The organism is Haloarchaeobius caseinilyticus (genome assembly GCF_051207395.1).
Taxonomy (GTDB): Archaea; Halobacteriota; Halobacteria; order Halobacteriales; family Natrialbaceae; genus Haloarchaeobius.
Window position 1 is genome coordinate 305,154 of the sequence record NZ_JBPJZC010000003.1, and the last position, 22,985, is coordinate 328,138.

20 protein-coding genes are annotated in these 22,985 nt (G+C 65.0%); 14 read left to right on the forward strand and 6 right to left on the reverse strand.

What is annotated here, in order from left to right; translation table 11 throughout:
• Positions 1-5: 5 nt before the first annotated feature.
• Positions 6-896: a coiled-coil protein gene (locus ACSC1P_RS14165; protein ID WP_435360839.1), complete on the reverse strand. Its 891-nt coding sequence runs from the start codon at positions 894-896 to the stop codon at positions 6-8.
• Positions 897-1,140: 244 nt separating this feature from the next.
• Positions 1,141-3,003, reverse strand: coding sequence for a hypothetical protein (locus ACSC1P_RS14170; RefSeq protein ID WP_435360840.1), 1,863 nt, complete (start codon positions 3,001-3,003; stop codon positions 1,141-1,143).
• Positions 3,004-3,151: 148 nt separating this feature from the next.
• On the opposite strand from ACSC1P_RS14170, the gene ACSC1P_RS14175 reads away from it, so the two are divergent.
• The 5 genes from ACSC1P_RS14175 to ACSC1P_RS14195 all read left to right on the forward strand — a co-directional run bounded on the left by ACSC1P_RS14175 (position 3,152) and on the right by ACSC1P_RS14195 (position 6,569).
• Positions 3,152-3,304, forward strand: coding sequence for a hypothetical protein (locus ACSC1P_RS14175; RefSeq protein ID WP_435360841.1), 153 nt, complete (start codon positions 3,152-3,154; stop codon positions 3,302-3,304).
• 45 nt (positions 3,305-3,349) lie between these two features.
• Complete coding sequence (locus ACSC1P_RS14180; RefSeq protein WP_435360842.1) at positions 3,350-3,790, forward strand: DUF371 domain-containing protein; 441 nt, start codon at positions 3,350-3,352, stop codon at positions 3,788-3,790.
• 58 nt (positions 3,791-3,848) lie between these two features.
• Positions 3,849-4,655, forward strand: coding sequence for an endonuclease III domain-containing protein (locus ACSC1P_RS14185; RefSeq protein ID WP_435360843.1), 807 nt, complete (start codon positions 3,849-3,851; stop codon positions 4,653-4,655).
• Positions 4,656-4,812: 157 nt separating this feature from the next.
• Positions 4,813-5,061 carry a hypothetical protein gene (locus ACSC1P_RS14190; RefSeq protein WP_435360844.1) on the forward strand — a complete coding sequence of 83 codons (249 nt, stop codon included), beginning with the start codon at positions 4,813-4,815 and terminating at the stop codon, positions 5,059-5,061.
• 83 nt (positions 5,062-5,144) lie between these two features.
• Positions 5,145-6,569 carry a sensor histidine kinase gene (locus ACSC1P_RS14195; protein ID WP_435360845.1) on the forward strand — a complete coding sequence of 475 codons (1,425 nt, stop codon included), beginning with the start codon at positions 5,145-5,147 and terminating at the stop codon, positions 6,567-6,569.
• Positions 6,570-6,609: 40 nt separating this feature from the next.
• Here ACSC1P_RS14195 and ACSC1P_RS14200 read toward each other — a convergent pair whose 3' ends face one another.
• The 3 genes from ACSC1P_RS14200 to ACSC1P_RS14210 all read right to left on the reverse strand — a co-directional run bounded on the left by ACSC1P_RS14200 (position 6,610) and on the right by ACSC1P_RS14210 (position 10,106).
• Positions 6,610-7,026 (reverse strand): EamA family transporter, encoded by a 417-nt coding sequence (locus ACSC1P_RS14200; RefSeq protein WP_435360846.1) that lies wholly within the window; start codon positions 7,024-7,026, stop codon positions 6,610-6,612.
• Between the two features lie 182 nt (positions 7,027-7,208).
• Positions 7,209-8,117, reverse strand: coding sequence for a DUF7979 domain-containing protein (locus tag ACSC1P_RS14205; protein WP_435360847.1), 909 nt, complete (start codon positions 8,115-8,117; stop codon positions 7,209-7,211).
• A 57-nt stretch (positions 8,118-8,174) separates the two neighbouring features.
• Complete coding sequence (locus tag ACSC1P_RS14210) at positions 8,175-10,106, reverse strand: beta-CASP ribonuclease aCPSF1 (protein ID WP_435360848.1); 1,932 nt, start codon at positions 10,104-10,106, stop codon at positions 8,175-8,177.
• A 329-nt stretch (positions 10,107-10,435) separates the two neighbouring features.
• Here ACSC1P_RS14210 and ACSC1P_RS14215 point away from each other — a divergent pair, with 329 nt between their 5' ends.
• The 5 genes from ACSC1P_RS14215 to ACSC1P_RS14235 all read left to right on the forward strand — a co-directional run bounded on the left by ACSC1P_RS14215 (position 10,436) and on the right by ACSC1P_RS14235 (position 12,975).
• On the forward strand, positions 10,436-10,936 hold the full coding sequence (locus tag ACSC1P_RS14215; RefSeq protein ID WP_435360849.1) for a DUF7984 family protein: 501 nt from the start codon (positions 10,436-10,438) through the stop codon (positions 10,934-10,936).
• Positions 10,933-11,406, forward strand: coding sequence for a DUF488 family protein, N3 subclade (locus ACSC1P_RS14220; protein WP_435360850.1), 474 nt, complete (start codon positions 10,933-10,935; stop codon positions 11,404-11,406). The genes ACSC1P_RS14215 and ACSC1P_RS14220 overlap by 4 nt, the downstream gene beginning before the upstream one ends.
• Positions 11,407-11,473: 67 nt before the next feature.
• Positions 11,474-11,947 carry an OB-like fold-containing membrane protein gene (locus ACSC1P_RS14225; RefSeq protein ID WP_435360851.1) on the forward strand — a complete coding sequence of 158 codons (474 nt, stop codon included), beginning with the start codon at positions 11,474-11,476 and terminating at the stop codon, positions 11,945-11,947.
• On the forward strand, positions 11,940-12,425 hold the full coding sequence (locus tag ACSC1P_RS14230; RefSeq protein WP_435360852.1) for a hypothetical protein: 486 nt from the start codon (positions 11,940-11,942) through the stop codon (positions 12,423-12,425). The genes ACSC1P_RS14225 and ACSC1P_RS14230 overlap by 8 nt, the downstream gene beginning before the upstream one ends.
• 25 nt (positions 12,426-12,450) lie before the next feature.
• A complete protein-coding gene (locus ACSC1P_RS14235) occupies positions 12,451-12,975 on the forward strand; it encodes an 8-oxo-dGTP diphosphatase (RefSeq protein WP_435360853.1) in 525 nt (174 codons plus the stop codon).
• 7 nt (positions 12,976-12,982) lie between these two features.
• Here ACSC1P_RS14235 and ACSC1P_RS14240 read toward each other — a convergent pair whose 3' ends face one another.
• Positions 12,983-13,684 carry a DUF6663 family protein gene (locus ACSC1P_RS14240; RefSeq protein ID WP_435360854.1) on the reverse strand — a complete coding sequence of 234 codons (702 nt, stop codon included), beginning with the start codon at positions 13,682-13,684 and terminating at the stop codon, positions 12,983-12,985.
• Between the two features lie 185 nt (positions 13,685-13,869).
• Here ACSC1P_RS14240 and proS point away from each other — a divergent pair, with 185 nt between their 5' ends.
• From proS to gltB, 4 genes are all read left to right on the forward strand, one after another.
• Complete coding sequence (gene proS, locus ACSC1P_RS14245) at positions 13,870-15,327, forward strand: proline--tRNA ligase (RefSeq protein WP_435360855.1); 1,458 nt, start codon at positions 13,870-13,872, stop codon at positions 15,325-15,327.
• A 110-nt stretch (positions 15,328-15,437) separates the two neighbouring features.
• On the forward strand, positions 15,438-16,565 hold the full coding sequence (locus tag ACSC1P_RS14250; protein WP_435360856.1) for a sensor histidine kinase: 1,128 nt from the start codon (positions 15,438-15,440) through the stop codon (positions 16,563-16,565).
• Positions 16,566-16,660: 95 nt separating this feature from the next.
• The gene (locus ACSC1P_RS14255) at positions 16,661-18,169 is read left to right on the forward strand and encodes a sensor histidine kinase (protein ID WP_435360857.1); all 1,509 of its coding nucleotides are present in this window, start codon (positions 16,661-16,663) and stop codon (positions 18,167-18,169) included.
• Positions 18,170-18,321: 152 nt separating this feature from the next.
• Entirely contained in the window at positions 18,322-22,848 is a 4,527-nt protein-coding gene (gene gltB, locus ACSC1P_RS14260; protein WP_435360858.1) for a glutamate synthase large subunit, read from the forward strand.
• The last annotated feature ends 137 nt before the right edge of the window (positions 22,849-22,985 follow it).

Sequence of the window (22,985 nt, forward strand, 5' to 3'; positions counted from 1 at the left end):
CGCAGTTAGAGGCGGCCTGCCTTCTGCAGCTTCATCAGGTCCTCGGTGTCGAGGGTCTCGCCTTCCTTGAACTTCTGGTAGATCTCCTCGGCCTCGGCCTCGACTTCCTCGCGCTTCTGGTCGCGCTCGGACTGCTTTGCCTTCTCCTCCTGCTTGTCCATCTCGCGCAGGCGCTTCTGGACGCGGACGAAGTCCTCGTGGTGACGGTCGGCCGCTTCCTGGGCCTCGACGAACTTCTCGTGCATCTCGTCGGCTTCGTCACGGATGTCGTCGGCCTCGCGGTAGGCCTCGATCATCTGGTTGTGGTGTTCCTGCGCCTGGTCTGCGAGTTCCGTGACCTTCTGGTGGTGCTTGGACGCCTCGGAACGAATCTCCTCGGCCTCGTCGACGAGTCCGTCGAGGTCGTCGTTCTGCCCCATCTTCTCCTTGCGCGAGGCGTACTCCTCACGCTTGCCCTCGATCTTCTCGATGAGTTCGCGCTCTTCCTCCGCGGAGAGAACTTCGGTCTGCTGCTTGAACTCCAGGTCTTCGATTTCGGACTCGAGGTCTTCGAGGTCCGTGCCGTCGTCGAGTTCGAGGTCGGACTTCATCTCCTCGACCTCGTCGAAGTGCTCGTTGGCCTCGGCGTTGAGCTCGTTACGCTTCTTCTTGTGCTCCTGAACGGCCTCGTTGAGCTCGTCGCGCTGCTCGCGGTGCTCTTGTGCCTCGTCTACCTTTTCGCGCGTCTTCGCGTTCAGATCGTCACGACTGGACGCGCGCTCAGAAGCCATCTGGTTGAGCTCGTTACGTCGGTCTCGCAGCTGCCCTGCGAGTTTGATAAGTTGACCCTTGGATTTGTTCTCAAGGTCGTCTTCTGTGAGTTCTACGTTCTTGGATGTGTCTATCGAATCAGCCATTGTGTTCGTACCTCGATTCCGTCCCGCGCCGGACGGTAGCAATCGCTAACTGCCTGCGACATCTCGGGGACAAGATTCCGTGTCATTCTGGTCGGCTAACGATGCTACCGGAACACCGGCGGCGTTCTGGTATCAGCTAATAACACACCCAGTTATAAAAATATGCCGATTGGCTGAATATCCGAAATCGGTAGACAGCAGGGCCCTGTGGTGTGTAAAGTGGTACCACGGACACTACTGGCGTTTATAAATGATATATGTTCTCGCTCAGTCCATACGCCGACTCCACGACGAGTGAGAGTTCGTCGGCCGTGTCGGGTATCGAGACGGTTCCGACGGGTTCGCCGTCGCCGGGTGCGACGACGACTGGAATAGACTCGCCAGCGGTACCAGCGCCGTCGACCTGCCACGAGAACGTGCCGTCGACTTGCTGCGGCGTGTCGTTGACGACCGTCACGTCGACCGTTCCGGACACCGGCCCCTCGGCCAGCGCCGCGACTGGCTGGAACGAGTCGGCGAGCGCGCGATAGGCAGGCTTCGCTGTCCCGTCTTGCTCCAGCAGCCCCATGCCACCGCCGGGAGCGAGGTCACGGAGACAGAAGGCAGCAGCCACGTCGCTACCGTGCAACCGCAGGGCTTCGGCGACTCGCTTTATCGTCCGTGCCTGTCTCGCCTGCGAGACTGCAGGGTCTGTGCTGTCCACCGCTGCCTCGTGTCGTCGCAGGTCGAGACCGTCTGGCTTCGCGGCGGGGTCGGCGAGCGACCCAGCACCGAACTCGGTGACGACGCGACCGAATTCGGGGAAGGTCTCAAGGAGCCAGTCGATGGCGTCGGCGTCGCCGTAGGACCAGCCGGGATAGAGGTGGGCCGCATCTGGGTCGGTCCCCGGTGCGCCACACACCGGGAAGACGTTCGCGTCGACCGGAAACGCCGCAGCGATGTCGTCGGCTCCCGACCGGTCGACCTCGGTCCCCGACACGCGCCGCTTGAACCGTAGTCGGTCGAGTCGACCTGTCCCGAGTTGGTCCGGGAAGGGGTCGAGCGGGTCGTCGTGGACACCGTACAGCGCCATCGACGGATGGTGGTCGTACTGTCCGGTCAGCGTCCGTGCCAGCCTCGCACCCCGCCCGGTGTCGACGGTCTCCGAACCGGTGAGTGGCAGGTCCTGCCAGACGAGTACGCCTGCCTCGTCCGCGGCGTCGTAGAACGACTGCGGGAGGACGTGTGCGTGAACGCGGACGAGGTTACAGTCCGCCTCGATTGCGCGTTTCAGGTCGGCCAGTGGCTCCTCGCTCGGCAGGAGGTTCACCCCGCGAGTCCGGACCCGCTCGCCGTTCGCCCACAGGCCACCCGCGTACTGGACCGGACAGACGCCGGTCGTCACCGTCCGCTCGTGGTCTCGGAACTTCGCCCGGACGGTGTATCGGTGCTGGTCGCCGAACCCACGTGGCCACCAGAGTGCAGGGTCGCGCAGGTCGAGTGTCTGCGTCACGGTGATACGCTCACCAGCAGCGGCCTCGACACGGGCCCGTTCCATCGCGCCGCCGCCTCGGAACCCTTGCGGCCGGAGCGACAACGTCACCGACTCGTCGAGTGTCTCACCGGCGTCGATACTCACTGCTACGTCGATGACCGCACCGTCGTCGGTCACACGCGGATTCACCGTCAGGTCGACGAGGTACGACGCCGGGCGAAGCCGGAGATGGGCACCCCACCAGATGCCAGGCACCGCGAGTTCGGCCGGCACGTGGTCGGTCTCGTACACGCCACCGAACCCGTCGGACGGCCGGCGACACTCCACCACGAGTTCGTTCTCGCTCGCTGGTTCGAACTCGAACAGTGCCTGGTCGAAGTACGTCTCGTGCTCGCCGAGCAATTCGTCGTTGAGCCAGAATCGAGCGTCGCCGTACACCCCGCGGAAGTCGAACAGCGCGCGCTGGCCGGGACTCGACCGCGGGTCGCCGAAGCGAAGCCGGTACGCGACTGCGTCCGCGTCGGCGAACTGTTCGGCTCGACCCGGGACCGTTACAGGCTCCCAGGATTCGACCGACGGCGGTCCATCCGCACCCCCGCCCGCGACGACCCCACCTTGCCACTGGCTCACCATACGACACCGAGAGTGTCCCGAACCACGAAATGTCTTGTGACCTGTTCCCAATATACGTCGACTGCTTCAGCGACGTGTCGCCCTTCTACTTTCACTTTCACTGTCCAGTTGGCGGACACTGATAGTGGGACGGGTCGTGGTACGAACTATGCTCGAACGTCTGACCAGCACCTGTGAGGGGTGCGATGCGACACTCGACACCGACAGCACGATGCTGACGATGCGGACCACTGGCGGCGTCCGCCGCGCCTACGAGTGCGACTGTGGGGCCGTCACCGTGACTGTCGTCCGAGAGGAGTGACCGTGCTCCGCGAGGGTTAAGCCCCCGCGTCGGATACGCCGCCGCATGAAAGAGGTCATCCATGCCCACGGTCACGAGAACGTCTCTGCCGAACACACCAGCACCTTCGAGGTCACGACGGACGACTTCTTGACCGAGGCCGGCGACTGTATCCTCGCCATCGGTGCCGACCGCTCGCCCGCCGACTTCGACCCGGAGTTCCGCGAAGCCTGTCAGCAGCAGGGCGCACGCATCACGTTCACCATCGAAGCCGGCGGCTACAGCGACTCGCTGCCCGGTCTCGGCCACCCCGACCTCGAACTTACCGACAACCGTAGTCTGGTCGGCCGAACCTCCGACTACATCGACGACCGGACTATCCTGCTCGCCGCTCCGTTCGCCGCCGAGGGCTTCGACCGCGATCTCGTCGACGCGCTCGCCGACGGTGCCGAGGCTCGCATCGTCCTCGAAGTCGAGCAGTCGGCCCCCACGTTCGACGACTGGTGACCTGGCTGGTACGACGGCGACCCGACCCGTTTTCTCGCTCGACCCGTAACCCCCGTACATGGCCGACGACGAACCCGCAGAGAACATCTCTGGTGGGCCGGGCGGTGGTGGTACCGAGGCACAGTTCGAACCCGGCGAGGCCGACACCCGCGCCGAAGCGGTGGTCGACCGCCTCGGTGAACAGTACTGGCAGAAAGCCTACGGTGGACAGGCCGGCTTCGAGTGTCTCGTCCGGACCATCCTCAGTCAGAACACGAGCGACAAGGCGAGTCAACCAGCCCACGACGACCTGATGGCTCGCTTCGGCCCGGCCGACTCGCTCGCCGAAACGCTGGCCGAGACGAGACAGGACGACATCGCCGAGACCATCGCCTCGGCGGGGCTGTACAACCAGAAGTCCGAAGTCATCCGCCGGACCGCCGAGTGGGTCCTCGACGAGTTCGGCTCGACCGCCGCTTTCGACGACTACGTCCGCGACGGCGACCCGGCCGAAGTCCGCGAGACGTTGCTCTCTGTGACCGGCGTCGGCCCGAAGACCGCCGACTGCGTCCTGCTGTTCGCTGGCGGCCGCGGCGGCGTCTTCCCCGTCGACACGCACGTCCACCGCATCGCTCGTAGGATGGGACTCGCACCGCCGGACGCCGACCACGAGGAGGTACGCGAATATCTCGAACGGGACGTCCCCGCCGACAAGTGTGGCTTCGGCCACACGGCGATGATCCAGTTCGGCCGTGAGTACTGCACCGCCCGAAAACCGGCGTGTTTGGACGACCCGGAAGCGTGTCCACTGGCCGACTACTGCGACCAGGTCGGCATCTATCCTGCGTCGGGTGAGTTCGTCGACCCGGCAGAGACTGTCGAGTGACTGAGGGGATGGGATTATCAGGGTCTCAGTTATATCTGCGGTTGACGAAGGCCGACATACACTCTGCCCGACACGCTCGTCGACCGATGCGCCTGCCACCCGGGGGGAACGTGGCTCGTGACCGACGTTAGTGAGTCTATCGGGTGAGGTGAGACACGTGAATTCCAGAGATACGTCGGGGGTACGGTACGAGACTGAGGGGAAGCAACAACGGACGCAAGGGCCCGTCCTCCAGCACGTCGATTGCCCGTTCACAGGGTGTGGGAGACGAGGCGCAGCCCTCATCCCGAGCGGATCGACAGTGACGGAGGCACGCATCGAACCGCTCGAGGCAGACACCGTCTACGACGGGATGGTCCACGGCGACTGTCAGGACCACCACTTCTACGTCTACTTCAGGAACTGAGAAGTGGGCGTAGCGGTGGCCGATTTACGAGTTTTCTGGACTGCCATCAGGTACTTCACCCCCGGCGCGAATCACGACACGAGATGACGCTACGGGCTGGGACCGACGCGACAGTTCGAGTCGTCGAACCGGCCACGTGGCTCCGCGACGAACTCGCCACACGACTGGACGCGACTGTGACGACTGAGTCCGCCGAGCAGGACGACCGTCCGGCGGACTGTCTCGTCTGTGTCCACGACCCGCCGACGGTCGACGCGCTCTCACACCTCGCGTCGGTCAGTCCGGCCACATCGGTCGTGTTCGTCGCCGTCGATGGTGACCAACAACTGGCGAGCGACGCCGTCGCTGCTGGCGTCGACGCCTACGTCCCGTCGTCGACGACGGCGGTCGACCCCGAACACGTCGCTACAGCGGTCCGAGAGACGATAGAACGCGACCACGCTGCGGCCGCAGATTCGACCGACGCGCCCGACCGTGACGAACTGATTCGGCGCATCACCGAGACGAGTTTCGACCTGCTGTTCCTGATGGACACCGACGGGAAGTTCGAGTACGTCTCGCAGTCGGTCGTGGACACGCTCGGGCTGCCAACCGACGCCTTCGACGAGATGCACTTCGCAGAACTCGTCGTCGCACGCGACCTCGACGAGGCCTTCGACATGTTCAGGCGCGTCCTCGACGGCGAGGCGGTCCACGACGTGCAGCTTACCGTCGCCGGGCGACAGCACCAGCGACTCGTCCTCGAACTGAACATCGCACCACTGGTCGTCGACGGCGAAGTCGAGGGCATCCACGGTGCGGCCCGTGACGTGACACAAACGCAGCGGCGCGAAGAGGTCGTGCAGGTCCTCAATCGCGTGCTTCGGCACAACCTCCGCAACGACATCACGGCCATCTCGGGCTACGTCGAGGCGCTCGACGACGTGGAGGCGGCCGACACAGCGGCCGAACACGGAGGCGATGAGGCTGAACTCTACCTCGAGAACATCAAAGCGACGGCTGCCGACCTCGCCGCGCTGAGCGAGAAAGCACACGCGCTCAGACAGGCCGCACGTTGGGAAGGGTCGGCCGTCGTGGTCGAACTCGCTCCGGTCGTCGAGCGGGCGCTCTCGTACGCACAGAGCCGACAGTCGGACGGCCACGTCGTCATCGACGTCCCAGACGACGTTCGGGTCGCACTCGGTGACGAACTGGAACTCGCGCTCCGCGAGCTGTGCGTGAACGCACTGAAACACGGCAGTGCCGACGAGGCAGCCGTCGTCTCCGCGACGGTCCGCCAAGACGAACTGCTGGTCGACCTGGTCGTGGAGGACGACGGCCCCGGTCTCTCGGCGCACGACCGGACCATCCTCGAAACCGGCGTGGAGACGCCGCTCCACCACGGCAGCGGGCTGGGGCTGTGGCTTGTCAACTGGATTACGACGAACGCCGGCGGCACCGTCGACGTGACGGTCGCCAACGGGACAACCGTGACGCTCACGCTCCCAGCGGCACCCGACACCGCCTGACCGCTGAATTCACAGAGAACCGCGGTTCGTGGCTCGTGGCTCAACTCGACAGCAAGACGACGGCGAGGACGGCACAGCCGAGTCCGGCCACGTCGCGGAGTTCGAACGACTGGTCGAACGCGACGATAGCGATGGCTGCGGCGACGACGAAGTAGAGTGCGGAGATGGTGGTGACCAGTCCTGTGTCGTCTCCGCTTTCGAGGCCGGCGTAGAACGCGACCGCGCCGATACCGGAGAAGACGCCGGCGACTGCGGCGACGAGGAGACCGTCTCTGGTGTAGCTGACACTCTCCGGTCGGCTGAGGACGTAGCCGACGGCCAGCGTGGTACCGACGAGGTAGGAGACGATCATCGCGACGGTCGGCGAGACGGTCCGGGTGGCCACGTCGGCGACGACCGCCCAGAGGCCCCAGGCGACCATGGCGAGGAGCGCCCAGAAGACGGGAGCGTTGAACATGTACGGAGGTGTCGAGGTGGTCCGATAGGCATTGCGGTCGTGGCGTGACAGTGCAGTGGCTATCGGCTCAGCATCGGGCGAACAGGCGACGCTCTCACCGGGCTGCACGGGTGGAGCGTCACACGACCGCGACTACCCGTGCAGTGGTCGTCACAGCACGCCGAGACTGGCCGCGGTCTGCCCTATGAATCCTCGGGCCTCGTCGTGACGCGAAAGACGTTCGTGTGGGTCGTGACCAGTGGGTCGTCCTGTGCGAACGCCCGCATTGAGTCGGACGGCGACGAAATCGTCTTGGGGAAGCTCCCGGCGTCGCCGACGACACTGGACAGTCGGTCGCGTACCTCGGTGTCGATGGACGAACAGTCGAGAACTGTCGGGTTCTCCGCGTCGGAGGCGGGCGAGAGTGAGAGGACGTACCAGACCGTGTCACTGAAGAACGCGGAATCGGTCTGTTGCACCTCGTAACCGCCGTATACGTTCCCGTCGAAACGGACGTAGCTGTCGAGGAACTCGTGGCGGACCCACGACCCGAGTTCGGTCTCCGGCGTGACCGTCGGGTGGTCGCCCCGGACCGCATCGTGCACGAGTGCACGCTGGTCGCCGGAGAGGTTCTCGGGACCGGTCACGTCCGCATCGGCCGGAACGTCGTCGACTCGTTCCGCCGAGAGTTGCAGTTCGTAGTGTGCGCCGGCTTCGACGGCGAGGTCGTAGGTGTCGGCGACAGACTCGTCGACACCCCGTAAGCGGACCGTCGGGTGGGCGGGGAGCACCGGGTTCGGAGGCGACCTGACGCCGCGGTCGAACGTCGCGCGGTGCGTCTCACCGGAGCGCGCGGCAGCGACGAGCAAGTCACGGAGTCCAGTCGAGAGGACGTGGATGGGTTCCTGACTCGTGACGAGGTCGGTCTCGGCTTGGAGGACCACGGCATCGTCGCTGGTCGATTCGTTCGTGTCCGTAGCCGACTCGTTGGGTCGCGACTCGTCGGTGCCATCGGTGCTCGTGCCGAGACAGCCGGTCAGTCCGAGGAGGGAAGAACCGGCGAGCGCGGCGCTGGTGCTGCTGAGGAGGTGTCGCCTGGAGGGCGAGGGCATGTACCGACGTACCGACAGGAACGGAAAGTATCTTGTGGGGGCGTCAGTCCGGAACGTTCAGCGGAACCGGAACGTCTCCAGGTTCTTCGGCGCGAACGTCCGCATGTTGAACTCGTGGTAGAGTGCCGAGGAGAGGTCCTGTACCGACGACTCGTCGCCGTGGACACAGAGCACCTTCTCGGGCCGCGGGTTCATCGTCCGGACGAAGTCCATCAGTCCCTGCCGGTCGGCGTGACCGGAGAAGCCGTCGACGGTCTCGACGTCCATCTTCATCTTCATCGTGTTGCCGCGACTGCCGCCACCGCCGCCGTTGCCGCGCTCCGAGACCGGAATCTCGTCCCAGCCGTTCTGGATGCGTCGGCCGAGCGTCCCCTGCGCCTGGTAGCCGACGAAGACGAGCCGTGAGTTCTCGTCGGGACCGACGTGGCGGAGCCACGACATGATGGGGCCGCCAGTGACCATACCGGAGGTCGAGAGGACGATGGCAGGGCCGCCGTCGGCCACGTCCTGTCGCTCCTCTTCGCCGCCGTCGATGTGGTTGAACTCCTCGGCGAGGAACGGGTTCTCGTCCTCGTGGAAGATGCGGTCCCGGAGGTCGTCACGCAGGTACTCGGGGTACGTGGTGTGGATGGCCGTCGCCTCCCAAATCATCCCGTCCAAGTGGACGGGCATGCTCGGGATGTCGCCGTTGCGCATCGCCTGTTCGAGGACGAGCATGATCTCCTGCGACCGACCGACTGCGAACGCCGGGATGAGGACTTTCCCACCCTTCTCGTGGGTCTCGTTGATGACCTCGATGAGTGTGTTCTCGGAGTCCTGCTGGTCGGTCTGATAGTCGTTGCGACCACCGTAGGTCGACTCCATCACGAGCGTCTCGACGCGCGGGAAGTCGTTCACCGCGCCGTTGAACAGGCGCGTGTCCTTGTAGTGGATGTCACCGGAGAAGGCCACGTTGTAGAGGCCATCGCCGATGTGGAAGTGGCTCACGGCGGAGCCGAGGATGTGGCCCGCGTTGTGGAACGTGAGCTTCACGTCGGGCGCGATGTCGGTCACGTCGCCGTATTCGAGCGGAATGGTGTGCTTGATGGCCTCGCGAACCATCTCGGACTCGTACGGCGGGGTGCGGCCTTCTTTGGCTGCCACGTCGAGGTAGTCGAGCGTGAGCAGGCCCATCAGGTCACGGCTCGGCTCGGTCGTGTAGATGGGACCGTCGTAGCCGTACTTGTACAGGAGGGGGACCAGTGCGGAGTGGTCGAGGTGGGCGTGTGTGAGGACGACCGCATCGATGGAGTTGAGCGGCGTCGCTTCGGGCACGTGGAGGTACGGCACCTCGTCTTCGGCACCGGGCTTGTCCCCACAGTCGATGAGGATGCGCGTCTCGGGCGTCGAGAGGATGAAGGAGGCGCGACCGACTTCACGACAGCAGCCGAGCGTCGTGATGCGGACCCACTCGTCCTTCGACATCTCCTCGCGGTGAATCTGTCGCCCGACCCGTTCGAGGATGTCGCGCCGGTCCTCGCGCTCTTGCTTGAGGAAGTTCCGGACGTTCGAGACGGTGGAGGACTCGATAGGCGGCGTGCGGACGACTTCGGGCGTCCAGCCGACCTTCTGGGTGATTTCACGAAGCGTCGACCCGTGACGGCCGATGACCATCCCGGGCTTTTGCGCCTCGATGACGACTTCGCCGGTGTCGGCGTGGAAGTCGAGGTCGGTGACACCCGCCTCTTCCGGGATGACGTTCATGATGTCTTCGCGGGCGGACTCCGGGGGTGAGAGTACGTCGGGGTCCGGCCGGACGGTGATGCGTTTTCGCAGTTTAGAGGCGAGTTTCCTGATGAGGTCGCCCTGCTGGGCGAACTTCTTCGGGTCGCGTGTGTACACGACGAGCTCCGGGCCTTCGTACTTGACCGCGGAGACCGAGATGTCGCTGGGAATCTCGCTGATAATCTCTGCTCGTAGTTCTTCGAGTTGTTGGTCTACGGAACTCATATCTCGGGAAAATGCGGTAGCGTGTCGTCCGGTCGCGGGAGGCAGATGCCCCCGCGTCGTCGGACGTCTCCTCGGGATCCGGCTGTCACGTCCTGGTCGGACGCGAGAGTGCCGTGGCCGCCTCGCTGTGAGGGAGACGAGCGGTCGCACGTAGTGTGCTGTAAGTCTGAAGTATCGTCCTGGTACATTTCTGGTACCTGCGGTGGGGACCCTCACAGACGCTAGTCCGTGTGGGATGTCCCGGGGAGAACCCGCTTACCCGACGCTATACCTTCCGAGTTATAAAAGCCTTCGCAATATTCAGGCCATTTGCCATCGAAACCGTCCGTATGAAACTGACAGCAGAGCGAGTCACGAAAGAGCGAGACTGGGTCCGAAACCGAGCGTCGACCGTCGTGCCACTCATCAACGAGGTTCGCGCCGACCTGTCGGAACGGTTCGCGGTCCCGGTCGATTCCGTGTCTGTCGAACAGTATCACGATGCAGTGGACACCCTGTTCGCCGACGGCGACCGGGCGGTCAACGTCGCGGCGATGGTCGCCCTGTTGCGCGACTTAGACGTAGAGGGCGACTACCCCGGCTTCGTCGTCGACGAGATGCTGGGACGAGAACTTGCGGGGACTATCGCAGGCAAACAGCCGTTGCAGATGCTCGGCGAAGCCACGTTCCACTATGCCGACCTGCTGACTCACGGTGACGAGGGCGACGCTGCAGGCGCGGACGACTTAGACGCCGCACTCGCGGCCGGCTTTCAGGAAGTGATTCCGGGATGGGGCTGGACCGCACGCGAGTCACCGTTCGCGGTCGACCCAGTGGACGACGAACCATGACCGACTCCAACACCGGGCCCGGCGCTGACGACGGCGACTCCGGCACCGTCCGCGACACCTACGTCGCGGCCCTCCAGCACGACCTGTTCGTCCCTACCGAGAACGAGACGCTCGTCGGCGTGGTCCGCAGACCGACGCGCTGGTTCTCGGCTGCGGTCGACGAGAACGTCCCTGCGCTCGGTCCGCCGGCCGACCTGCTGGACGAGACGAAGACTGCCGAGGAAGACCTGAAACGAAGTGGTATCTGCGGCGAAGAAGCGCACAACATGGCGTGGGAGCAGACCGACTTCGAAGTCCGATATCGGCAGGCCCTCAGTGAGATTCCAGAGACACGCGACGCCGTCGATTCGGTCGTCTCGCGCCTCCGCCGCGGTGAAAATCTCGTCCTCGTCTGCTACGAGAACACGGCCAAGAAACGCTGTCACCGGACGATACTCGCCGACGTACTGCGAGACCGACTCGACGACTGAACCGATTCGACACTCGACCCCTGAGCCGACCGCAAACGGTTAGTCGCCCGCCGCGACAGGGCAGCACATGTTCGAGCGGCCCCTCGTCCGACTCTGTCTGATTCTCTGCTGTCTCGGTGTTGTCGGGTGCGCGATGGTCGACTACGCGGGGAACGAGCGGGCGCAGTCAGCCTACCCGACCGACGGCGAACTCGAATCGTCGTTCGAGTCCTCCCACGGTGAGCAGGTCCACCTCTGGGTCGACGTCGTCGCTGCGAACGAGAGCGGCTTCACCGGCCTCTACGGGGACTACGGCCTCGTCCGCGTCACCGAGCGACCGGCGGCCGTTGCGGTCGGCGACACGGTACAGGTATATGGCACGGCGCGACCCGACGACCGAATCGACCCCGACCGAATCGTGGTGTCCAACCAACGAGGCGTCACGTACATGCTCGTCATCTCCGCGCTCGCGGTCGTCCTGACGCTCACACTCACGGTCTCGCGCTGGCAGTTCCAGCCCCGAAAACTCCGGTTCGTCCCCCGAGGTGGCGACGATGAGTGACCTCCTGACGCACGTCTTGGCCGCCTACGTCGCTGCGACCGTCCTCTCGTGGCGAGTGGACTGGCTCGCGTCACGACACGTCCCGATGGCGATGGTCGGCGCAGTCGTTCCAGACGCGGCGAAAGCGTACATGCTCACCGGGTCGACCCGAGTCGCAGTTGCTGGCGTCGAGGGCTCGTGGTACGCGCTCCAGACGGTCGGCGCGGCGACGTGTTTCGTCCTCGCAGGGTCGCTGCTGGTTCCGCCCAGAGAACGACGAGTCGTCCTCGGCTCGCTGTTCGGCGCAGTCGGCCTCCACGTCCTGATGGACTACATGGTCGTCAGAGCGAGCGGCGTCGCCCCGCCGTACCTCTACCCACTCACGTGGGCACAGTTGCCCTCGCTGGACGTGTACCTCAGTTCGAGTCTCTGGCCGTCACTGGTCGCCATCCCGGTGGCAGGCCTCGTCTGGTTTCTGGACCGGCAACGTCACGGCTAACTGTCGCGCCCGACCGAGTACAGGTATGGGCGAGGATACGGAAACGGACACCGACACGGGCGAAGCGGTCGACGAAGCCACGCTGTGTTTCGTCCGCGAAGACGACGAGGTGTTGCTCATCGAGAAGAAACGCGGCCTCGGTGCGGGGTTGTACAACGGCCCCGGCGGGAAGGTCGAACCCGGCGAGACGCCGCGCGAGGCCATCGTCCGCGAGGTCCGCGAAGAACTCAGAATCGAGGTCCACGACCCGACGCGACTGGGCGACCTGCTGTTCTACTTCGGCGACGACACGCTGTTTCGCTGTCACTGCTACCTCACGGATTCGTTCGAGGGGACGCCGACCGAGACGCCAGAAGCGGACCCAGAGTGGTTCCACGTCGACTCGATTCCGTACGACGAGATGTGGGACGACGACCGAATCTGGCTCCCGCACCTGCTCGCGGGTGAGACAGTACTGGGCCGCTTCGACTTCGACGCCGACGGCGACGAGTTGCTCGACTACGAGATAGAGTCTGGCGAACCACTACCCGCAGTGAGAGAAAAGCGATAGTCGACCGTCAGTTGAGCCGAACTGCGTCCGCGAAGCCGTGTTCTGCCAGTGCCGCCTGCACGGCGTCCTCGATGTCCTGATTCGGTTCGACGATACCGGTCCCACGCGCCAGCGAGAGCGCCGCGTCCGTGTCTCGGTCGCCGAACTTCACGACCCAGAAGTACGGCGTTCCGTCGGGGTTCGCCGCGAGGAATTCCGCCGGCCGACCCTCGGCGTGGTCGAACCCCTCGAAGAGCGATTCGTCGACTTCGCCGCCGACGAACGCCCACCAGAGGTCGTCGTCGCTGACCGCGGTACTCGCGGCGACGTACACTTCGGCGACGGTGTCCGGGACGTCGAGCGACCGAGTGAGCGCGAGCGGCCCGTCGCCGTCGTAGGACGAGTCGGCCTCGGCCCAGAGGTCTTGGACGAATCGCGGCGTGGCGGTCACCGAATCGGCGACGACGAGACGCTGGTCGTCGACGAGGTCGACCGTGGTGAATCGTCCCGGCTCACCAGGATAGACGCCCGCAGTGATGCGGTTGCCGGGCACCAGTTCGTCGATAGTCCTCTGTACGTCGCCGCCGTAGTTCGCCCGGCCCACCCGGGTCGCCGCGCCGAGTCGGAACTCGTCGGGAATCTCCTGTCCGTCGAGCGGTTTCAGGAGGAGCGACCGACCACCACGGTGGATACCGAGGACACGCCAGTCCCCTGTGAGTACCTTCGTCATCGCCACTCCTCCGTGATTGGTTGGTCGGAAATCATCTGTCGTAGGGAGGTCGGGAGAGCGTATAAACTCACTGTCAGGTAAGGCGGTTCCCGACTGGAAGCAGACGACATGTGGTCGTGTCGTCGATATGCTCTCGCCGGACACCTTCACGGGGTTTAAGATACACACACGAGTTTTCCTCTACAATGAGTGGAGAGCAGGAACTCGGGATGACCAAGAGCAAGGAACACCAGACAGGCGAGTGGTACGCCGAACTCGTCCAGAAGGCGAAGCTGGCGGACTACGCGCCGATGGGTGGGTTCATCGTCACGCGCCCCCGCGGCTACGAACTCTGGGAGCGCCTCCAGAACCATCTGGATGGGTGGTTCAAAGAGACCGGTGTCGAGAACAGCTACTTCCCGGTCCTCATCCCCGAGAGCTACCTCGAACAGGAGAAGGACATCGTCGAAGGCTTCGACCCCGAGGTCGCGTGGGTGACCCACGGCGGCCACGAGGAACTCGAAGAGCGACTCGCGGTTCGCCCGACCAGTGAGTCCATCATCACGCCGTTCATGAGCCAGTGGGTTCGCAGCCACCGCGACCTGCCGATGCAGCTGAACCAGTGGTGTTCGGTCATCCGGTGGGAGGCGACGGAGACGAAGCCGTTCTTCCGCACCAAGGAGTTCCTCTGGCAGGAGGGCCACACCGCACACGCGACCGAGGACGACGCCTGGGACGAGGTCATGATGCGCCTCGGCCAGTACGAGCGTCTCTACGAGGAGGTCTTCGCCATCCCGGTCATGCGCGGCCGCAAGCCGGACCACGACAAGTTCCCCGGCGCGAACACGACGACGACCGTCGAGGCGCTGATGCCCGACGGCAAGTCCGTGCAGGGCGGCACCTCGCACCACCTCGGCCAGTCGTTCGCCCAGGCGTACGACGTGACCTTCACCGACGAGGACGAAGAGGAAGAGACGGCGTGGACGACTTCGTGGGGACTCTCGTGGCGCGCACTCGGCGCACTCATCATGACGCACTCCGACGACCAGGGCCTCGTGCTCCCGCCCGCCGTCGCGCCGGAACAGGTCGTCATCGTCCCCATCTACAACGAGGACAACAAGGACGAAGTGCTCCAGTACTCCTCGGAAATCGCCGCGGAACTGCAGGAGGAGAAGGACATCCGCGTCCACCTCGACGACCGCGACGAGCGCAATCCCGGCTTCAAGTTCAACGAGTGGGAGCTGAAGGGCGTCCCGGTCCGCTTCGAAATCGGCGGCTACGAGGTCGAAGACGAGGAAGTCACCGTGGTCCACCGCCCCGACGGCGAGGAAGTCGTCGAAGACCGCGCGGACATCGTCGACGCGACGCAGGACCACCTCGACGCCGTATTCGACAAACTGTACGAGACGGCCGAGGAGAACCTCGAAGAGAACATCCGCGAGGTCGACGAGGTCAACCAGATTCTCGGGACCATCGGCCAGCACGGTGGCTACGTAAAGACGCCGTGGTGTGGCGACGAAGCCTGTGAAGCGGCAGTCAAAGAGAAGGTCCACGCAGAAATCGTGATGCTCCCGATGGACGAGGAGGAGACGCCGGACGCCAACGAGTGTACGATGTGTGGCGACGAGGCGACCGAAATCGCCTACTTCGCCAAGTCGTACTGAGCGGCGATAGGTTCTACCAGACGACAGACAACTTTCTTTCACGCTTTGGTAAGAGCAAAGTAGTCACAGGTGTCAGTTGCGCCCGACCGAGCGACACGGTCGGAGAGACGATGGGCACGACAGACGAGACACGACTGGGAACGGCTGAGAATCACGGTCGGCTTGGGGAACTACACGCCGCGACACGGCGGCTGATGCGCGCCGACGACCGCGCAGCAGTGTTCACCGTCGCCAGCGAGTCGGCGACCGACGTACTCGGGTTTCCGGGGACCGGCATCAGAGAGTACGACCCCGACGGCGACCTGTTGCGCCACGTCGGCTTCGGCGGCCGGGTCGGCGACGTGTCGGAGCGACCGGCGTATCCGGTCGACGACTCACCCCACGGACGGGCGTTCCGGGCCGGTGAGACACTCGTAACGGACATCGCGGCGGACGATTCGTTCGGCCGCGAGGTGTTCTCTCAGACGATGTACGTTCCACTGGGCGAGTACGGTGTGTTGAGTGCGGGCGTGGTCGATAGCGAGTTTACCGAGCGCGATATTTCGCTCGCAGAAGTGCTGGCAGCGAACACGCACACTGCACTGGAGCGCGTCGAAGAGCGTCGCCAACTGGAGGAAGAACGCGAACGCCTAGACGAGTTCGCTAGCGTGGTCGCACACGACCTCCAGAGCCCCATGTCGGCGGCACGAGGATTCGTCGACCTCGTAACGGAGACCGGTAACCCAGACTTCGCCGCCGACGCTCGGAGCGCGCTCGACCGGATGGACCGCATCGTCGACGAAGTGTTGACGCTAGCTCGCGACGGGCGGACGGTCGACGACCTCTCGACGGTCGAACTGCGTACGGCCGCCCGCGAAGCGTGGGAGAGCGTCGAGGTGGGCGACCTCTCGCTGACAGTCCGCGACGACACGACGCTCGCCGCCGACCCCGAACGGCTCAGACACGTCTTCGAGAATTTGTTCGTGAACGCCGCACTCCACGGTGAGGACGCGACCACGATCACGGTCGGGACCCGGGATGCAGGCTTCTTCGTCGCCGACGATGGCGTCGGTATCGCACCCGACGAGCGCGACGCTGTCTTCGAGACTGGCTACTCGACCAGTCCAGACGGGACGGGGTTCGGACTGTCTATCGTCCGACGAATCGCCCACGCACACGGGTGGACGGTCGTGGTCGACAGCGCGACCGATGGCGGTACGTGTATTTCGTTCGAACAGGTCGCACTCGGCGACGGGTGAGTCGTGCAGGACCGACGATGTGGGGAGCCGGCAAACGACCGACACACACATTACACTCAGTCGCAAGGTTTGAGAGGAATCCGGAGGCAATCAGTATGGTAGCCAGCGAAGCCGAATCGATTCTCGACTCACTCCCGGGCGCAGTCCTCGTGTTCGACGATGAACTGACACTGGTCGGTGGAAACGACAGCAGTTCGGTCGTCTTCGGGACCAGCGTCGACGAACTGGTCGGCGACTCACTCGATTCGCTCGTCGAGTCTGGGCTGTTCGTCGAGGGGACTGCGTCTCTCTTCGAATCGGCACGGTCAGTACTGAACGAGGGCGACACCGACGGCGCGTCGTTCAGGACCGGCATCTGCCACGGCAACGGCCCGGCACAGCGATACGAGGTGAACCTGTCACCGTACGTCGTCGACGGCGAGCGGGCCGGGACCGTCTGGTCGCTGCGCGACGTCGGGACACGCCAGCGATACGAAGAGACCGTCGAGGCGCTGCATCGGGCGACACGAACCCTGATGGCAGCCGACAGCCTGACCGAGGTGTACGCCGAGTGTGGCCGCGCCGCGAACGAGATACTCGGGTTCCCCGGCGTGGGCGTGCGCGAGTACGACGCCGACGCGAACGAACTGTGCCACGTGACGTTCGGTGCGGCAGTCGACGACATCGAGACGCGGCCGCCCTACGCGGTCGATGGAACGCCCCACGGTGTGGCGTTCACCAGCGGAGAGACGGTCGTCGACGACATCGAGGAGGGTGACCCGTTCGAGCGCGAGGCGTTCACACAGGCGATGTACGTCCCGCTTGGGGAGTACGGCGTCATCGGCATCGGGAAGATCGCCGGGTCGTTCGACGACACGGACATCCGGTTCGCAGAGATCCTCGCCGAGAACACGACGGCCGCACTCAATCAGGTCGAACAGAAAGAGCGACTGCGAGCGAACCGGAAGCAACTCGAACGGCAGAACGAACGATTGGACGAGTTCGCCGGCGTCGTGGCACACGACCTCCAGAACCCACTGAACGTCGCCACTGGTTCGTTCGAGATGTTCGTCGAGACGGGCGACGAATCGTACGCGGAGGACGTTCGCTACGGCCACCGGCGCATCCGTGACATCGTCGGTGAGGTACTAACACTTGCCCGGGACGGGCGCACGGTCGACGAGTTCAGTCAGGTACTCATCGCCGACACCGCCCGAATGGCGTGGGGTGCCGTCGCGACCGAAGATGCGTCACTCTCAGTCCAGACCGACCTGTGCGTCGAAGCCGACCAGAGTCGGCTCCAGCAACTGTTCGAGAACCTGTTCAGGAACGCCATCGTTCACGGGGGCGACGTGTCCGAGATTCGGGTCGGTTCGCTCGGAGAAGTACGAACAGACGCGCCGGCGGCGGGGTTCTACGTCGCCGACGATGGCGTCGGTATCCCGGTCGACGAACGGGACGCCGTCTTCGAACCGGGCTACACGACGAGTGCTGCCGGGACCGGGCTCGGACTGGCTATCGTCACCCAAATCGCCGAGGCACACAGCTTCGACCTGTCTGTGACAGAGAGCGAGACTGGTGGCGTCAGAATCGAGGTCACCGGCGTCTCCGTCGTCGAAGGCTGAGGGAGCTATCACCACTCGGTACTGCTCGTTGTCGAACATACTCGATTCTCGAACGAAATGCATCCATACTCATTAAACACATTAGTATGTGTTATTAATACCCTTAGTCATTGAGGAGTACGCTCTTATACGAGTCTGTGTGCCGTGTATACATGAATCAGCCACACCGGGCAGCCCCAGCCAGCGACGGGTTGGCCGACCCTGCGGACGAGCGGTCCAACTGCGGCGTTGGCGTGGTGATGAACCTCGACGGCACGACCGACCACGACGTGGTTGCAGATGGACTCCAGTTGCTCCAGAACCTCGAACATCGCGGAACGACTGGCGCAGAACCGAACACGGGCGACGGCGCGGGAATCATGCTGCAGCGACCGGATGCCTTCTTCGACGACGAGGTAGCGGTCGACCTTCCCGACCCGTACGCGGTCGGGTCACTGTTCTTCCCACAAGACACCGATGCCCGGGCGGAACTCCAGTCGGTCGTCGAGGCGCACTTCGCCGACCGAGGCGTCGAAGTGCTGCACTGGCGCGACGTGCCGACCGACAACGACGGCCTCGGCCAGACCGCACTCGACTCGGAGCCGGACGTCTGGCAGTGCTTCGTCGCGCCGGCCGACGGGAGCGACGCCGCGGGCGACACCGACGCCTTCGACCGCGCACTGTACGAAGCGCGTCGCGAACTGGAGAACCGCGTCGAGGCTGCCGACCTCGACGGCTCCGGTCGCTTCTACGTCTGCTCGCTCGACCGCAAGACCGTCGTGTACAAGGGTCTCTTGACCGGCGAACAGGTCCCGAGCTACTACGCGGACCTCCGCGACGAGCGCGTCACCTCGACGTTCGTGATGGTCCACGAGCGCTTCTCGACGAACACGCTCGGCGCGTGGCACCTCGCACACCCGTACCGCGGCATCGTCCACAACGGCGAGTTCAACACGATTCAGGGCAACGTGAACTGGATGCGGGCGCGCGAAACCGACCTCGAAACCGAGGAGTTGGACCTCGACGCAGTCAAGCCCATCATTCAGGACCCAGAGCAGTCCGACACGGCGAGCGTCGACAACGCGCTCGAACTGCTCACGCAGACGCGTGACCTGCCCCACGCCCTGCGGATGCTCGTCCCCGAAGCGTGGCGCGACGACGACGAGATGGCTTCCGACCGCAAGGACTTCTACGACTTCCACGCCTCGCTCGTCGAGCCGTGGGACGGTCCTGCGCTCGTGGCCGCGACCGACGGCGAACGCGTCGGGGCAGCCCTCGACCGCAACGGCCTGCGCCCGTGCCGGTACGACGTGACGACCGACGACCGCCTCGTGATGGCGAGCGAGGCTGGCGCACTCGACATCGACGAATCAGAAATCAAGGAGCGCGGCCGTCTCCAGCCCGGTCAACTGTTCCTCGCAGACCCGAACGAGGGGCGCGTCGTTCCCGACGCCGAAGTCTTCGACGACCTGACGGACGAGCGCTACGGCCAGTGGCTCGCCGACGAACAGGTCCGACTCGACGAGGAGGCCGACGAGGACCTGACGCCCGGTGAATTCTCGGGCGACCTGCGTGCGATGCAAGCCGCGTTCGGCTACACCCACGACGAACTCGACCAGGTCATCGAACCGATGGCGAAGAAGGGCAAGGACCCGGTCGGGTCGATGGGCGACGACACGCCGCTGTCGGTGCTCTCGGACTACAACCGGCCGCTGTTCTCGTACTTCAAGCAACTGTTCGCGCAGGTGACGAACCCGCCGCTCGACTACATCCGCGAAGAACTCGTGACCTCGCTGGAGACCCGGATGGGCCACCAGCGCAACATGCTGGCCGAGTCGCCCGAGCACGCCCGGCAACTGGTCGCCGAGTCACCCGTCGTCACCGACGGCCAGCTTTCGGCCATCGAAGGAATCGAGACGAACGGCCTGTCCGCGGCGACGGTCGACACGACGTTCTCGCTCGACGGGGACCTCGAATCCGCAGTCGAACGTATCCGCAACGAAGCCGAGGCAGCCATCCGCGACGGCGCGGACGTGGTCGTCCTCTCGGACCGTGACGCCGGCGCGGACCGCCTGCACGTCCCCGCATTGCTGGCGATGGGCGGCGTCCACCACCACCTCGTGCGCAACGGACTGCGCAATCACGCCGGAATCGTCGTGGAGTCGGCGGACCCGCGCACCGTCCACCACGTGGCGACGCTCGTGGGCTACGGCGCGGACGCGGTGAACCCCTACCTCGCGTTCCAGTCCATCGCCGACCTCACGGCCGGAGCCGACGGCGCGGAACTCGACGAGGCCATCGCGGCGTACGTCCAAGCCGTCGAGCAGGGCCTGCTGAAGACGATGGCGAAGATGGGCATTTCGACGGTCGAAAGCTATCAGGGTGCCCAGATTTTCGAAGCCGTCGGCCTCGATTCGGACTTCGTCGCCGAATACTTCGAAGGCACAGAGAACCGGACCGAGGGCATCGGCGTCGACGCCATCGAGTCGGACCTGCGCGAACGGCACGAAGTGGCCTACGGCGAAGACCCGCAACTCGACCGCTCCGGTGAGTACGAACCGCGCTCGGGTGGCATCCACCACCAGTGGAACCCCGCGTCGGTCGGAGCACTCCAGCAGTCGGTGCGCTCGGGTGACTACGAACGCTACGGCGAGTTCGCCGAGCAGGTGAACGACCAGTCCGAACAACTCCAGACGCTTCGCGGCCTGCTCGAATTCGAGTCCGACCGCGAGTCCATCCCGGTCGAGGACGTGGAACCGGTCCACGAAATCGTCCAGCGGTTCTCGACGGCGGCGATGTCGCTCGGGAGCCTGTCGCCCGAAGCCCACGAGAACAACTCTATCGCCATGAACCGCATCGGCGGGAAGTCGAACTCTGGGGAGGGCGGTGAACCCCCGGAACGGTTTAACACCGAAAAGGAGTGCAACGTGAAGCAGGTCGCCTCCGGGCGCTTCGGCGTCACGTCTACCTACCTCGCCAACGCCGACGAACTGCAAATCAAGATGGCGCAGGGGTCGAAGCCCGGCGAAGGTGGCCACCTGCCCGGCGAGAAGGTGAACGAGATGATCGCCCACGTCCGCAAGGCGACGCCCGGCGTCGGCCTCATCTCGCCGCCGCCGCTACACGACATCTACTCCATCGAGGACCTCAAGCAGCTCATCTTCGACCTGAAGGCGGCGAGTCCGGATGCAGACATCAACGTGAAGCTCGTGTCCGAAGCCGGTATCGGCACCATCGCGGCCGGTGTCGCCAAGGCGAACGCCGACGTGGTCCACATCTCCGGGCACTCCGGCGGGACTGGTGCCTCGCCCAGAACGTCCATCAAGCACGCTGGCCTCCCGTGGGAACTCGGCCTCGCCGAAGCCACGCAGATGCTCCGCCAGACCGGCCTGCGCGACCGCATCCGCGTGAGCGCCGACGGTGGCATGAAGACCGGCCGTGACGTGGCCGTCGCCGCCATGCTCGGCGCAGAGGAGTACATCTTCGGGACTGCGGCGCTCGTCACCTCCGGCTGCGTGATGGCTCGGCAGTGCCACAAGAACACCTGTCCGGTCGGCGTCGCGACCCAGCGCGAAGACCTGCGCCAGCGCTTCCCCGGCGAGCCAGAACACGTCATCAACTACATGACGTTCATCGCGCAGGAACTGCGCGAGATTCTCGCAGAACTCGGCTTCGAGACGGTCGAAGAGGCCATCGGCCGGGTCGACTGCCTGACCCAGCGCGAGACCGACCACCCGAAGGCCCGCGGCCTCGACCTCTCGTCGGTGCTCGCCGACGTAGGCTCGGGCCCGCGCACGAAGGTCCGTGAACAGGACCACGAACTCGACGACCACCTCGACCACGACCTGCTCGACGAAGCGGGCGACGCCATCGCAACCGGCCAGCCGGTCGGGCTCGCGGGCGAAGTGTCGAACACGGACCGCACGGTCGGCGCGCGCCTGTCCAACGCCGTCTCCAGCGAACACGGCGAAGACGGCCTGCCGGACGACACCGTGAACGTGACCCTGCGTGGCACCGCCGGGCAGTCATTCGGCGCGTTCCTCGCCTCTGGCGTGGCGCTCCACCTCGTCGGCAGCGCGAACGACCACGTCGGCAAGGGCCTCTCCGGCGGCCGTCTCGCGGTCGAAACGCCGCGCGACGCCGCTTACGACCCGAGCGAGAACGTCGCCATCGGCAACGTCGCACTCTACGGCGCGACGGACGGCGAGTGCTACGTCAACGGCGTCGCTGGCGAACGCTTCGGTGTGCGTAACTCCGGCGCGACCGCGGTCGTCGAAGGCGTCGGCGACCACGGCTGTGAGTACATGACCGGCGGCGTCGTCGCCGTGCTGGGCGATACCGGGAAGAACTTCGCCGCGGGCATGTCCGGCGGCATCGCCTACGTGCTGGACGAAGACGACGAGTTCACGGACAAGGTGAACACCGGAATGGTCCACGTCGACCACGACCTCGACGAGCGCGACGTGCGCATGCTGCGCCGCCTCGTCCGTAACCACGTCGCCTACACCGGCTCCGAGCGCGCGAAGGAACTGCTCGACGACTGGGAGGCCACGCTCGACTCGTTCGTGAAGGTCATGCCCGACGCGTACAAGCGCGTGCTGGTCGAAGAGGACGCAGAAGACGTGCGCGAGACGCTACCCGAGAGCGCCGCGCTCGAAGGCGACGGCGGCGTCGCCGGGTTCGCCACGAGCGACGACTGACCGGCCAGCGTCGCTGCCCGGTCATCGACTGCTTACGTCCCCGTCCCCAAGACCGGCGCGCAACAACCGACGGGCGATGACGACCAGCCCGTTTCCGACGCCTTCTGCCCATATCGCCGATTCCTCGCCCGGACTCC